The organism is Nodosilinea sp. E11 (assembly GCF_032813545.1).
Lineage (GTDB): Bacteria > Cyanobacteriota > Cyanobacteriia > Phormidesmidales > Phormidesmidaceae > Nodosilinea.
In genome coordinates this window covers 1,992,445-2,005,526 of record NZ_CP136520.1, presented here as the reverse complement: position 1 = coordinate 2,005,526, position 13,082 = coordinate 1,992,445, and the positions used below count along the sequence as shown (strand labels likewise).

Annotated in this window: 12 protein-coding genes; 5 read left to right on the top strand and 7 right to left on the bottom strand. The window is 56.5% G+C overall.

Going from position 1 to position 13,082, the window contains the following annotated elements:
• Positions 1-239: 239 nt before the first annotated feature.
• Positions 240-1,196 carry a tetratricopeptide repeat protein gene (locus tag RRF56_RS11130; RefSeq protein ID WP_317037713.1) on the top strand — a complete coding sequence of 319 codons (957 nt, stop codon included), beginning with the start codon at positions 240-242 and terminating at the stop codon, positions 1,194-1,196.
• Between the two features lie 101 nt (positions 1,197-1,297).
• Here the strand turns inward: RRF56_RS11130 and RRF56_RS11125 are convergent, their stop codons facing one another.
• The gene (locus RRF56_RS11125) at positions 1,298-2,311 is read right to left on the bottom strand and encodes a type I glyceraldehyde-3-phosphate dehydrogenase (protein ID WP_317037712.1); all 1,014 of its coding nucleotides are present in this window, start codon (positions 2,309-2,311) and stop codon (positions 1,298-1,300) included.
• Between the two features lie 536 nt (positions 2,312-2,847).
• On the opposite strand from RRF56_RS11125, the gene murC reads away from it, so the two are divergent.
• Positions 2,848-4,392, top strand: a complete 1,545-nt coding sequence (gene murC / locus RRF56_RS11120; RefSeq protein WP_317037711.1) for a UDP-N-acetylmuramate--L-alanine ligase — start codon at positions 2,848-2,850, stop codon at positions 4,390-4,392.
• Positions 4,393-4,451: 59 nt separating this feature from the next.
• Complete coding sequence (gene murB / locus RRF56_RS11115) at positions 4,452-5,375, top strand: UDP-N-acetylmuramate dehydrogenase (protein ID WP_410510559.1); 924 nt, start codon at positions 4,452-4,454, stop codon at positions 5,373-5,375.
• Here murB and RRF56_RS11110 read toward each other — a convergent pair.
• The 3 genes from RRF56_RS11110 to RRF56_RS11100 all read right to left on the bottom strand — a co-directional run bounded on the left by RRF56_RS11110 (position 5,372) and on the right by RRF56_RS11100 (position 7,629).
• Positions 5,372-6,553: an FAD-binding oxidoreductase gene (locus RRF56_RS11110; RefSeq protein ID WP_317037709.1), complete on the bottom strand. Its 1,182-nt coding sequence runs from the start codon at positions 6,551-6,553 to the stop codon at positions 5,372-5,374. The two genes, murB and RRF56_RS11110, sit on opposite strands and share 4 nt — an antisense overlap.
• Before the next feature lie 231 nt (positions 6,554-6,784).
• On the bottom strand, positions 6,785-7,441 hold the full coding sequence (locus tag RRF56_RS11105; RefSeq protein ID WP_317037708.1) for an HAS-barrel domain-containing protein: 657 nt from the start codon (positions 7,439-7,441) through the stop codon (positions 6,785-6,787).
• A 2-nt stretch (positions 7,442-7,443) separates the two neighbouring features.
• Complete coding sequence (locus RRF56_RS11100) at positions 7,444-7,629, bottom strand: NAD(P)H dehydrogenase subunit NdhS (protein WP_317037707.1); 186 nt, start codon at positions 7,627-7,629, stop codon at positions 7,444-7,446.
• A gap of 291 nt (positions 7,630-7,920) precedes the next feature.
• On the opposite strand from RRF56_RS11100, the gene RRF56_RS11095 reads away from it, so the two are divergent.
• Together RRF56_RS11095 and RRF56_RS11090 are read left to right on the top strand one after the other, a co-directional pair.
• Positions 7,921-8,415: a DUF4168 domain-containing protein gene (locus RRF56_RS11095; RefSeq protein ID WP_317037706.1), complete on the top strand. Its 495-nt coding sequence runs from the start codon at positions 7,921-7,923 to the stop codon at positions 8,413-8,415.
• Between the two features lie 172 nt (positions 8,416-8,587).
• On the top strand, positions 8,588-9,154 hold the full coding sequence (locus RRF56_RS11090) for a CAP domain-containing protein (protein ID WP_317037705.1): 567 nt from the start codon (positions 8,588-8,590) through the stop codon (positions 9,152-9,154).
• Between the two features lie 121 nt (positions 9,155-9,275).
• Here the strand turns inward: RRF56_RS11090 and RRF56_RS11085 are convergent, their stop codons facing one another.
• The 3 genes from RRF56_RS11085 to tsaB form a co-directional block, all read right to left on the bottom strand.
• The gene (locus RRF56_RS11085; RefSeq protein WP_317037704.1) at positions 9,276-10,910 is read right to left on the bottom strand and encodes a histidine kinase N-terminal 7TM domain-containing protein; all 1,635 of its coding nucleotides are present in this window, start codon (positions 10,908-10,910) and stop codon (positions 9,276-9,278) included.
• A 72-nt stretch (positions 10,911-10,982) separates the two neighbouring features.
• Positions 10,983-12,191: a 4-hydroxy-3-methylbut-2-enyl diphosphate reductase gene (locus tag RRF56_RS11080; RefSeq protein ID WP_317037703.1), complete on the bottom strand. Its 1,209-nt coding sequence runs from the start codon at positions 12,189-12,191 to the stop codon at positions 10,983-10,985.
• Positions 12,192-12,361: 170 nt separating this feature from the next.
• Complete coding sequence (tsaB, locus tag RRF56_RS11075) at positions 12,362-12,991, bottom strand: tRNA (adenosine(37)-N6)-threonylcarbamoyltransferase complex dimerization subunit type 1 TsaB (protein ID WP_317037702.1); 630 nt, start codon at positions 12,989-12,991, stop codon at positions 12,362-12,364.
• Positions 12,992-13,082: the final 91 nt, after the last annotated feature.

Below are 13,082 nucleotides of genomic sequence, written 5' to 3'. Positions count from 1 at the left end.
AGCGATCGCCAAGCGCCCAAAAAATGCGGAGAAAACAGCGCTTTTGCTCCCCTATGCTGAATTCTTATCAGTTAATTTGCGCAGGCGGGCGAGGCTCCCCTTGACAGATGTCGTGAATGCACGGTGTTGACATGGGAAGCATGAACCTACGATTAAGACAACGCGATCTACCTGATTTTTTCACCGTGATAACACCCCTGCTTTAAAACGCTACCGCAGCAGCTCTGCGGCTTCGGTCTATGACTTCCTCAAATTCACCCATTCGCCCCACCTACATTCTTGCCAACGAGACTACGGTGCGCCTGCCCCGAGATACCTCTCTGTTGGCCCAGGCAGAACGCATTGCCCAAGGCTATCAGCAATGTCAGGCGGCGGAAGCTGCTCAGTGGTTTAAGCAGGGCCTGAGCCACCTGCGCCAAGGCCAGTACACTCCGGCCCTAGCACTGCTGCAGCAGGCGCTTCACAGCTACCGCAACCTAGGTGACACAGTGCGCCAGGCCAAGGTGCTGCTAACCCTAGCCAACCTGTATTACCGAGTGGCCGACTATCTATGGGCCGCCGACTATGGGCGTCAGTGTCTACGGGTAGCACGAGAACTGGGTGACGAGGCCCTTGTGCAGCAAACTCTGGGTCATCTGGGCAACAGCTACCGCCATTTGGGCAATCTGCAACGAGCTTTGGAGTACATGGGTCAGAGCTTGGCAATGGCGAAAAAGATTGGCGATCGCCCCGGTGAAATGCGATCGCTCAACAACTTGGCCATGGTCTATCGGGCCAAGGGGTTGACCCGCCAGGCCGCCACCCTCTACGAAGCTAGCTTGATGTTGGCTACCCTCCTGGGCGATCGCGATACCCATCTACAGATCTTGCAAAATCTAGGCAATACCTATCTCACCCTGCGAGAGTATCCCCAGGCCATCGACTGTTACGAACGCTTTATGAGCATCAGCGACAATGGCGCAGGGGCGATCGATAACCGCACGACGCGGCGCATTCTCACCCAGCTCACCTTAGCTAGCATTGCCCTGGGTGACCACAACCGAGCGATTGTGCATCTTCAACACCACCTGTCGATTGCCTGTGCTCTAGGAGACACCCGTGGGGCGGCCAGCTTGATTGACGATATCAAGCGCTGCTATCGGGCTCTCGGCGAGGCTCGGGTAGCCCCGATGCATCCCGACCTGACCTCGGTCTAGGCAGCCAAGCTTTCTCTCCTGAAACCCAAAAGGGGAGCGCAGAACCTGCGCTCCCCTTTTTACTAGCCCATGGGCCTCAACCTAGGTCGATTAGCGCTGCCCTACTGCCACTTGGAGGCCATCAGTTCGGCTAAGTCAACCACCCGCTGGCTGTAACCCCACTCGTTGTCGTACCAGGCCACCACTTTCACCATGTCGCCGCCCATTACCATGGTCAAGCTAGAGTCAACGATCGACGACTCATCGGTCTTGCGGTAGTCAATGGAGACGAGGGGCAGATCGCTGTAGGCCAAGATGCCTTTCATCGCGCCTTCGGCAGCGGTCTTGAGCACCTGGTTGACTTGGTCGGCGATCGCAGGCTTCTCGACCTGCACGACTAGGTCAACCACCGACACGTTGGGGGTAGGTACGCGCAGGGCAATGCCGTTAAGCTTGCCGGCCATTTCGGGAATTACCAGAGCAACGGCTTGAGCGGCACCAGTGGTGGTCGGTACAATGTTGAGCGCAGCAGCCCGAGCCCGGCGTAGGTCGCGGTGGCTGGCGTCAAGCAAACGCTGGTCGCCGGTGTAGCTGTGGGTAGTGGTCATCGTGCCTTTGATGATGCCAAAGCTATCATTGAGCACCTTCACCACAGGGGCTAGGCAGTTGGTCGTACAGCTAGCGTTGCTGACCACATTATTTTTGTCGTGGGTGTAGTCGGCGTCGTTAACGCCCATCACGTAGGTGCCAATGCCACCACCTTTACCAGGAGCCGTGATTAGCACTTTTTTGGCCCCAGCCTCAATGTGGCGAGAAGCGCCTTCTTCGCTCACAAACACCCCAGTAGATTCAATCACCAGGTCAATGTCCCAGGCGGCCCAGGGCAGGTTGTTGGGGTTGCGATCGGAGTAACACTTAATGGTTTTACCGTTGACGATCAGCGTGTCTTCTCCAGCGCTGATGTCAGCATCGAGGCGACCCAGCATCGAGTCGTATTTCAGCAGGTGGGAGTTAGTCTTAGGATCAGACGTATCGTTAATAGCGACCACCTCAAGCTGGCTGTTCTCCCGCGTCAACCAGCAGCGCAGAAAATTACGGCCAATGCGGCCAAAACCATTAATTGCTACTCTAACCACTGCGTTTAACCCTCTGTTGTAGTCGAACTAGGTATCTATTCTTAGACGCCCCCATGATATCGCAAAGCATGATCCACTTTATAGAGGCTGACCATTGAACTAGGTCTATTTGTTTGTCAAGAAAGCCTTGATAGATCTATGCCTCATAATTCTCAAGCCGCTTCTACTGCGGTCTATGGGGATCACCTTCAGTAGAGCAGTATAAGTATTTCTACTGTATGTCTTTGATTCGCATAGAAAATTGGTATGTGCTTTTTATAGAAACTCTATATCAGTGGCGATAGGCATGGCGATAGATATTGAGTCGCTGCACCGGGAATTTTGGTCAAAAATCCCTGTCTTACGGTCTAGCCCAAAAGAGCCTGCCCCTCTGTAGCGGTTAGGGATTAGCCCCCGCTTTGTCCTGATGGCGGCCTTCTCAAGGTGTTGAATAAGGAACCTGTGCAGTCTAATGCCGATGTTTAGGCCAATTTAGCAATTCTTGCTATGATTACGCCTGACACTTGGTGTGGTGTGGTGTTCTAAGGAGTGTAACGATGCCGATTTCCGTAGATTTTACCGGCAGGCCCTTTCATTTTATTGGGATAGGCGGCATTGGCATGTCGGCACTGGCCTACATTTTGACCAAGCGCAACCTGCCCGTCTCTGGGTCTGACCTGCGGCTCACCCACATCACCCATCGCCTGCAAGAGGCGGGTGCCCATATTTTTTGGCAGCAAGAAGCCGCTAACCTGAGTTACTTTCTCCCGTCTAGCCCTGCCCCTCGCCCAACCGCCCCAGATTGGCCAGGAGCAGGCTCTAACCTGGCGGTAGAGCCCAAATTGACGACCACGGTGATTGCTTCCGAGGCAACTCCTCAGGTGGTGTGTTCCACAGCCATTGACACCCGCAACCCCGAATACCAGGCGGCCCTTGAACTGGGCTGCCCGATTTTGCACCGCTCTGACCTGCTGGCAGCGCTGATTCGTGAGTACAGCAGCATTGCCGTGGCGGGCACCCACGGCAAAACGACCACTAGCAGCATGATTGGTCATCTGCTGTTGAACGCCAACCTTGATCCCACCATTGTGGTGGGTGGTGAAGTGTCGAGCTGGGGCGGCAATGCCCGCCTGGGTCAAGGGCCTTACCTAGTAGCCGAGGCCGATGAGTCTGACGGCACGCTGTCTAAGCTATCGGCCAGTATTGGGATTGTCACCAACATTGAGCTTGACCACACCGACCACTACCGCGATCTCGAACAGGTGATTTCGACCTTTGAAACCTTTCAACGGCAGTGTGGGTTGCTAGTAGCCAGTGCCGACTGTGACGTGGTGCGTACTAGCTTGAAGCCCGACTTAACCTACAGCTTAGCCGCTGACAAGGGTGCCACTTACCATGTGACTGACATTCAGTTTGGGGCCGATGGTACCTCGGCTCTAGTGTGGGAGTTGGGCCAGTCTCTGGGACGGCTGCATCTGCGCGTGCTGGGCTGCCACAACCTCAGCAATGCCCTGGCGGCCGTCGCCGTTGGTCGTCATCTTGGACTCAGCTTTGCCGATATCGCTGATGGATTAGCGCAGTTTTGCGGTGCCCGCCGCCGGTTTGAGCACCGGGGTAGCTACAACGGCGTTCAGTTTTTTGATGACTATGCTCACCACCCGAGCGAGATTCGGGCGACGCTGTCGGCTGCCCGAATCAAGGCTGATCAGGCGCTGCTTGCCGACAGCCGTCACAGCCAAGAGGCCCGTCGGGTTGTAGCTGTGTTTCAGCCCCACCGCTTTAGCCGTACGGCCGCGTTGATGAACGACTTTGCCGCCGCCTTTAGTGATGCTGATCAGGTGATTATGGCCGATATCTACAGCGCTGGTGAGAAAAACACCTTTGGGGTCTCAGGTCGTCAGCTAGCCGATGCGGTGGCTCAGTCGCACCCCCGCGTGCTCTATGGTCACACCCTCGATGACATTCAGGCGGCACTGGCCCACAGCTTGCGACCGGGAGATCTGGTGATGTTTATGGGGGCCGGTAACCTCAACCAAATTATTCCCCAAGTGATGTCTTACTACGCGGAGGCCGAGGTGCCTTCACTACAGGAGGCTTGTTAGCTAACAGCCACCCCAACGGATTTGGCTAGCATGGGGAACGACTGTTGAGAGCTAAGGCCATGAACCAAACCCTTGGGGTTGTACCTGAACTTGTCTGCTTGCGACCCCAGATGTCGCTACAGTCTCTGACGACCTTTCGGGTTGGGGGACTGGCTGAGTGGCTGGCCATGCCGCGCCACCTGAGTGAGTTTGAGGCAGTATTAGCCTGGGCGATCGCGGCTAACCTGACCATTACCCCCCTGGGGGCTGGTTCTAATCTGCTGATTAGCGATCGCGGTATTTCTGGCCTGGTACTCTGCACTCGGCGCTGGCGCAGCACCGAGTTTGACGATACCGGTCGTGTGACGGTAGCTGCCGGAGAGCCGCTGCCGACGCTGGCTTGGAAGGCGGCCAAACGCGGCTGTCGCGGCCTGGAGTGGGCCGTAGGTATTCCCGGTACGGTGGGCGGAGCTGTAGTGATGAATGCCGGTGCCCACGGCGGATGTGCGGCGGATGTGCTGACTTCTGCCACCGTGCTCGACCCAGGGCTGGGCCTAGAGCCAAAATTGGTGCAGCTTACCCCGGCTGAGCTGGCGTTTCAGTATCGGACCTCGGCGCTGCAAGGGGGGCAACGGGTGGTGCTAGAGGCCACCTTTCAGCTAGAGCCCGGCTATGACCCGGCGGTGGTAATGGCCGATACACTAGCTGGGCTCAACCAGCGTCGGGCTACCCAGCCCTACGACATGCCCAACTGCGGCAGCGTGTTTCGCAACCCCTACCCCCACACGGCGGGAACGCTGATCGAGCAAGCGGGGCTGAAGGGATATCGCATTGGCAATGCCCAGGTGGCCGAGCGCCACGCCAACTTTATTTTGAACTTGGGCGGGGCCACGGCCACCGATATTCGCCGCCTGATTCACCATGTGCAAGATCGAGTCGAGGATCGGTGGGCCGTGCGGCTTCAGCCTGAAGTCAAATTTATGGGCGAGTTTCCCACCCCTTAGTCTGTACTAGCAAACCGCTCTAGCGCCATTGCCCCAAGGACTGGGTCGGGGTCACCTACGACGGCCTGGGCAAATCGCTGGGCGATCGGGGGCAGATAGACAAAAGGCGCGCTTAACCCGGCGATCAGGTGTAACCCTTCGACCCCAGGCATGGCACCCACCAGCGGCAGCCCGTCGCGGCTAAAGCTGACCCGGCAATGTCGCCAGGTGCCCGGCAACGTTGCCAGGGCAGGCAGTTGGGCGGCCAGAGCAGCCCGCATGGTGCGATCGCCCTCGGCTGCCTCTAAATCGGCCTCTAGATCGGTGAGGGTGCGGCTAATCTGGCCCATGCACACATGGCCATCTAAAAACTGAATTGCGCCGCTGTCGAGAATGGATGGCGTGACCTCGTGACCGGGTTCATCCCACTGGCGATCGCAATCGGATTGGCTCGCCTTGGCCTCTAGGTCAAAGCGCTGGGTCTGGGCTGGCATGATCAAGGCTTGCAGCTTGAGATCGAGCGGCGGCGTTTCGATCAGCTCGGCGTGGGTGTAGTAAAGGGGCACATTGAGGTTGGCCTGGTGTAGCAGCGCCCGGCTGTAGGCCCCGGCGGCCACTAGCACCTGCTTGGCGGGGTAAGCCTGCTCAGCAGTAAGCACCCCGGTGACTTTATCTTTGATGCGGACTATATCGACTACGGAGGCAATGATTCGGGTGCCGCCCAATCGCTGAAAGGCCTGGTTGTAGGCATTGACCAACGCTACGGGCGAAACATGGCCGTGGCGCACGGTAAACGCCCCGGCGATCGCAGCTTCATTCAGCAAAGGTTCCAGGGTTTTCGCCTCGACGGCAGATACAAACCGAGGTGGCGTCGCACAGTCGGCATAGGGTTTAGCCGCTAGGGTTGGATCCCCATCCGCCGCCAGGGTCAAAACCAGATCAAGGTCTCGATACTGAGTATCCCCGGCCAATTCTTCGCTGAGCTGACGGTGTTTGGCAATGCCCTCCTGGCAGAGCTGCTGGGTGAGTGCCGTTTTGCCCGACCAGTAAGGAATACCGCCGTAGCTGTAGCGGGTAGCGTTGCCAGGCTCTAGGGCGCGATCGATCAGCAGCACCGAAAGCCCACACTGGGCTAACTCATAGCTCACCGCTGCCCCTACCAGGCCATTGCCAACCACAATCCAATCAAAGGTTTGCATACCGGTTTGTCATGCCTGTGGTGGTGGAGCGGACGCGGGATATTGAGGCTTGGGCATTGGGTATCAGGTATTGGGTCTCGGCATCCCCTCCTGGAAGGGGCAGGGGTGGGTTTATCGGGCATCGAGTATCGGGTCTCAGGTTTCGGGTATCGGGTATCGGGTCTCAGGTTTCGGGTATGCCTTAAACCTTAAACCTGGCACCTGGCACCTTGAACCTAACCCCTAACCCCTTTACGCATAGACCTGGCCCAAAATCATTCTCAGGCGGTCGTAGTCGTCCTTTAAGAACACACTGAGAGTCCGCCCAGCTTGCACTAGCCAGGGGCGATCGAGTTTGCGCAGTTGGTAGCCCTGGCGCAGCACTGCCGCCACCAAGCTATCGACCGGGGCACCCCCCATAGCCAGCAGGGTTCTGAGAAAATCGAGCTGGTCGGTAAAGTCGATCACCGCTTCAGCAGAGCAACAATACACGGCCTGATGCACCTGGGGCGGGCGGGGTGGCAGGTGCTGAAACAGTGGCCCCAGAGGCTGCCCAGCTAGGTCGGGAGCCTGAAACCCCACGATCGCCGCTTTGAATTCGGTCTTGAGCATGGCAAAAATCTGGGGCTGCTGCTGCCGCAGATCTTCGAGCGAGAGACCCAGGGCCCTGGCCCGGTGCACCGAGTCAATGGGGCTAGTCGTGGCATGGTACACCACGCCGTAGACCGTATTGCCCGACTCTTCGTCTAGGGCTGTGACCCAGCTGCCAAAAGCGGGCATGGCTGAAAATGCCAGGGTTTCTGGCTCTAGGCACTGGGCCAAAAACTCTGTGGTGGCCGTTTCGATCACTTCGGCAATGTGGTCGGGCCGCCGGGCCTGGGCTGTGGTTTGGGGAAGGGGTACCCGCATGGCTAACGCCGCTTGCCGCTGCTAACGGGTTCTAGCTCAGACAGTTCGAAGGTAACGAGTTTATCCCAGTTGCCGCCTTCGAACAGCACCGCTACTTTGCCGTCAGTAATGCGCTGCACCAGCCCCTGAAAACCATAGTAGGTGTCATTGACGTTAATCACCGTAACCGGAGCCCCAGGAAAAATCATGATGACTAATGCTTTTGATCTGCTTCTACAGTTTAAGGCAATGTGCTGAACTGGCCTAGGTTCGTGACCACAATACGGCTGCCTGTTGCTTTGGTCGTCGGAGTTATAGCGTCTGCCATGCTCCTGGTCAGCCCAGCTATGTCACACCATCGTCACACCACCGTCATCTCGCAGTCATCTGCGGCCCTTAGGGTATCGACGCAGGGTACGGGTTGTTATCGTTGACGCCCAGGCCTTGGTGTAAGCCTCTACTGGGAGGTTTGCGGCTGATGATATGCGAGGATTATCGCGATGAAACCTTCAACATTGCTCAAAGGCCTACTGGCAGCCACCCTAATGTTGGGTGCTCCTGCTGCCGCTGTGGCGCAGGCCCAAACGGCTCCGGCCCCCAACGAGGTTGCTCCCCTAGAGGTGTCTGACAGCCAAATTGATAGCTTCGTCAACGCTTACCAGGCGATTCAAAGCATTCAGCAATCGGTGCAGGCGGAGCTCGTTGCTGCCGTTGAGGCCGAAGGGCTGACGGTGGATGACTACAATGTGATCGCAGCCGCCCAGCAAACTCCCGAAGCGGCCAGCGCCATTGACCCCGCCCAGGCTGAACAGTTTGTTGCCGCTGTTGAGCAGGTTTCGGCTATTCGCACCAGTGCCCGCGCCGACATGCAGGCCGCGATCGAAGCCGAAGACCTGAGCGTGGAAGAATTTGAGCAAATTTTGACCCAAGCCCAGCAAGACCCCGCCCTGCAAGCCGAAATTAGCCAGCGGTTAGTGGGCGGCGAGCAGCCCTAGCCTTGGCCAAACCGCTGAGCTAGTTTTCACCGATTAGATAAGGCACGTTAATTCTGATCCCAGACGGACGAGACAACATTGGTCTCCTTTGTCTGGGATCTTTGTTATTTGGAATTAGGCTAAATAAGGTACGACCGCCGCCTATGCCTTCAACCCAACATTCTGCAAAACTATGATGTCAACCCTGATGCGATGGGTGGGGCTAGTCGCTATGAGCTTAGCCTTAACCAGTTGCGAACTGCCGACGTTAGAACAGCTAATCGAGCGCATTCCGCCAGTCACTCGCATTGGGCGGGAGCCACCCCCCGCGCCCGCCAGCGACAGCAATGCTCAATCGGCTACCACTGCCGAGATGGAAGCCTTGGTCTACGAGCGCATCAACGACATTCGGCAGCAGGAAGGACTCAACGCCTTAGAGCCCAATGGGGCCTTGGCCGAGGTGGCACGGCAGTATAGCCAGCGCATGGCCGAGGAAAACTTTTTTGGCCATATCAGCCCCACGGGTGATTCGCCCGCTGAGAGAGTGTCGAATGCCAACATTCCCTACTGGGTGGTGGGCGAAAATTTATTTACCAGCACCAACGCGCCAGACCCTGCCCCCCTAGCAGTGCAAAGCTGGATGGATAGCCCTGGGCACCGCGCCAATATTGTGCGATCGAGCTTTACCGAAACAGGGGTAGGAGTTTGGCAGAGGGGCAGCACCTTTTACTTCACCCAATTGTTTATGCGCCCCCTGTGATACCAAATCTTGCTTAGTTAACCCCCAATTTCTCGGGGCGAATGCCATACGGCAATGTCTTCTGTAGAGGCAAATGGCCGTTGGCTCTACCCAAAGTTATGCAGCAATTTAGCGATACTACCTAAAGAATTGCTTGGTGTGGTTGGGGTTGCAGACTATTGAAACAGGCAATTTGATTGCGTCCTGATCTCTTAGCTTCGTAGAGGGCAAGATCGGCTGCGTGGAGTAAATCATCGTCATTAGTGCCATGATCTGGAAAAACAGCAATGCCCCCTGAAACGGTAGATTTGACTTCAGTCCCGGCCCAGCGCACGACTGAGTTCTCAAAGGCTTGACGGAGGTATTCAGCTCGTTGACGACCTGCCTCCAGGGTCATGCCTGGAAGAACCACTAAAAACTCTTCTCCTCCGAGTCGATACGGACTGTCACCCACACGCATCTGCTGAGCAAGAATTTGGCCAAAAGCTTTAAGTACCAGATCCCCGGCCCGGTGTCCGAAGGTGTCATTAATATGTTTGAAGTGGTCAATATCTAGCATGATAAAGACGATAGAGTAGCCTAACTGCCTAGCTTGCTGTAATTCTTTGGGTAGAGTTTCGTTTAGATAATGACGGTTAAATAACCCTGTTAGCTGATCTTGTCTGGCCTGATTTTCTAGCTCAGCCTGCAAAAATTCAATTTCTTGAAGCTGTTGCTGAAGGCAACCGTTGACCTGACGTAATTCTAATTCTGCTTGATACCGTTGGGTAATATCGTGCAGTATCAGCAGTCGCCCGTGAATTCTGCCCTGGTAGTCTACCAAGGGCGAAAATTGCGCAGTGACATAGCATGTTTTTTGGTTGCTGATCCAAAGCTCGAAGGGTGTTTCTAGGCCTTGGGCGTAATGTCGCAGAATTGCTGGATTGGACAAAGCGGTGTGGAAGGATTGGCCGATACAGCTGACTTTTAGGCCGGTTAGCGATCGCCCCTGGGGATTGATATCGACAATGCGATCGCATAAATCGATGACGATCACCCCATCGCGTAGATGTTCGATTAACATTTCACGGGCAATGGGAATGGTGTCAAAAGCACCCATGCGAAACAGTGCCCAAAAGAAACACAGCCCTGTGGCGAGCATAGACATTGGCGTTAGGTTAAGGCCGGGGGGCGTGATGCGCAGTGAATAGAGGGCACCACTTATATAGGGAAACAACGACCCCAGGAGCAAAAACCGGGCTTGCCGCCGCCGTAGAGGCCCACCGCTGAAGGTGGAGCGACCCAAGACCTGAATGCTTCGAATTCCGTATAGGTAGAAGCAAAGCAGCACCCAAAAGTAGCCGGGGCCATGCTGATAAATAGCCACGTTGTTAGGGGGTGAACCTGGAATCACCGCAACCCAGACCCAGTGATGCCAGGCATTGGTGGCAACTAAAATGACATTGAAGATCGGCCAAAGGCTCAGGCCGATAAGCTGAGCGAGGTTAAAGCTTGAGCGCTCGTAGGCGAAAGCTTCAGCAAAGAGGAAGAAAAAGACGGTGATGCCGCCAGTGCCAACATATTCCAGCGTAGACCAAAAAATTTTGTCGGATACAGCTACCGACCCTGCTTCCATAGCAGCCACGATCGCGTAGAAGGTAGCGGCCACCATCATCAAAGAAAAATAGGTGCGCGCTAGGGTTGAGCCTCGCCGCTGCCATGCCACGCTAGCGACTAGCACCATTATCACGGCCGTCAGGGCCAGCACGCTAAAGTAGGGGGTGATCTGAAAGGCCATAGGATAGTCAATCAATCCCCAGGTTTAACAGTGATTTTAAGGGGTAAAGCCTAGCAGAATCTAGGCGATCGCCTAGGCGGTAACCACGGCTCCTTTGATCGCAAAGATATGCTCAATGGTATCTTCGACCGAGCGATCGGGGGTAGACGCGCCGGAGGTAACGCCCACGGTGATCGGGCCATCGGGCAGCCAGTTTTCGGTGGTGGTCATCTCGCCATGGAGCAGCTTGTGCTCGATGCGGTTGCCGGGGCCAATGCGGCTGGCGCTGTCGATGTGGTAGGAGGGAATGTTGCGCTCGATCGCAATCTCTTGCAGATGGGTCGTGTTCGACGAGTTGTAGCCGCCAATCACCACCATCAAATCTAGCTGTTCATCGACCAGCTCAAACATAGCGTCTTGGCGCTCTTGGGTGGCATCGCAGATGGTGTTAAAGCTGAGAAAGTGATCGTTGAGGGCCTGAGGGCCATACTTTTTGAGGATAGTGTGCTCAAAGAGTTTGCCGATTTGCTCGGTTTCGCCCTTGAGCATGGTGGTTTGGTTAGCCACGCCGATGCGATCGAGGTCAGTGTCGGGGTCAAACCCCTCAGAGCAGGCGTTGCCAAACTTGGCCATAAATTCGACCTTGTCACCGCCGTTGAGAATGTAGTCGGCCACGTACTGAGCCTGGTCGAGGTTCAGCACCACCAGGTACTTGCCCGCAAAGGAGCTGGTGGCCACGGTTTCCTCGTGGTTGTACTTGCCGTGAATGATCGAGGTATGGTCGCGTTTCTTGTGCTTTTCGACGGTGTTCCATACCTTAGAAACCCAGGGGCAGGTGGTGTCAACGATGGTGCAGCCCTTGTCATTGAGCAGTTGCATTTCTTGCACGCTGGCCCCAAAGGCGGGCAAAATCACCACGTCGCCCTGGCCCACGACAGAGAAATCTTTTTCACCATCGACGACTTCGATGAACTCCACCGCCATCTCTTTGAGGCGCTGGTTAACACTGGGGTTGTGGATGATTTCGTTGGTGATCCAGATGCGTTCGGTGGGGAAGTGCTGGCGAGTTTCGTAGGCCATAGCTACCGCCCGCTCGACCCCCCAGCAAAAGCCAAAGGACTGGGCCAGCTTGATGGTGACGTTGCCGCGAGTGAGGGTGTATTGGCGATCGCGAATTTCTTGAATTAGCCCGCTGTTGTACTCGGTCTGCATCTGCCCGGCGACCGCTTCTCCGTGGCCAAACCCCTGGCGAAAGTACTTGTCGGAATGGTTGAGCGATCGCTTAAAGGCTTTAGTATCCATCGAGTCCTCACCGGGTGCGTCACGTTATCTAGGATAGCGGGTTGTGGGGAGGGGTTTTGGGTGCGATCGCTGAGGAAATTTCAATAGTTGCCCATAGCGCAGGTCTAGATTGCAGGCTGCGCCCTAGATCTCAGCCATAGCTCGGTCGAGGCCCTGCCCTCCGCCGCCCCCTAGCGATCGACCGGGTGCTGACCGTAGTAGGGCAGCACGGTCGACCAGTCGGGGCGATCGCCCCTGGCCCAGCCTCCCTGGGCCAGTTCCAGTACCTGCACCACCGTGGCCGCGAGGTCGTCCCCCGCTGCCGCTCGCGCTAGAGGATGCGGATGGGCGTTGAGGGCCGCTTCCCAGTCTTCGGGCGATCTCACCTGCTCCGACTGAACTACCGCTAGTCCATTAGGCGTGGGTCGATAAATAGCGGTGTAGAGCTGCCCTCGCTGGGCCTGCATTTCCACAGCAATGTCTGCTGCCCCAGGGGTTTGGTCGGCGAGGGCGCGCTGGGCGATCGCCGCCAGACTCGACACTCCAAACAGCGGGATCTCTAGCTGTTGGGCCAGAGTGCGGGCCGTCACCACCCCCACGCGGGTGCCCGTAAAGCCTCCCGGCCCCATCGCCACCGCCAAAAACGCAACATCTTGCCAGCGGTGAGGGGCAATAAACTCCATCAAAATACTGTGCAGCTGGGTCGATAGATCGCGCCCCAGGGGCCAGCTCTGGTGGCAAATTTCGCCTTTGACGTCGCATAAGGCCAGCCCCAGGGCAGGGCCACAGGTGTGAATTGCTAGACCGACGATGGCTGACACGATGACTAACTATCTCAATTAAAGACTCTAGAGAGGTGCGCCAAGTTGATAAACCGATAACCCTACCCAAATCAGTATCCAGGGTTTCAGT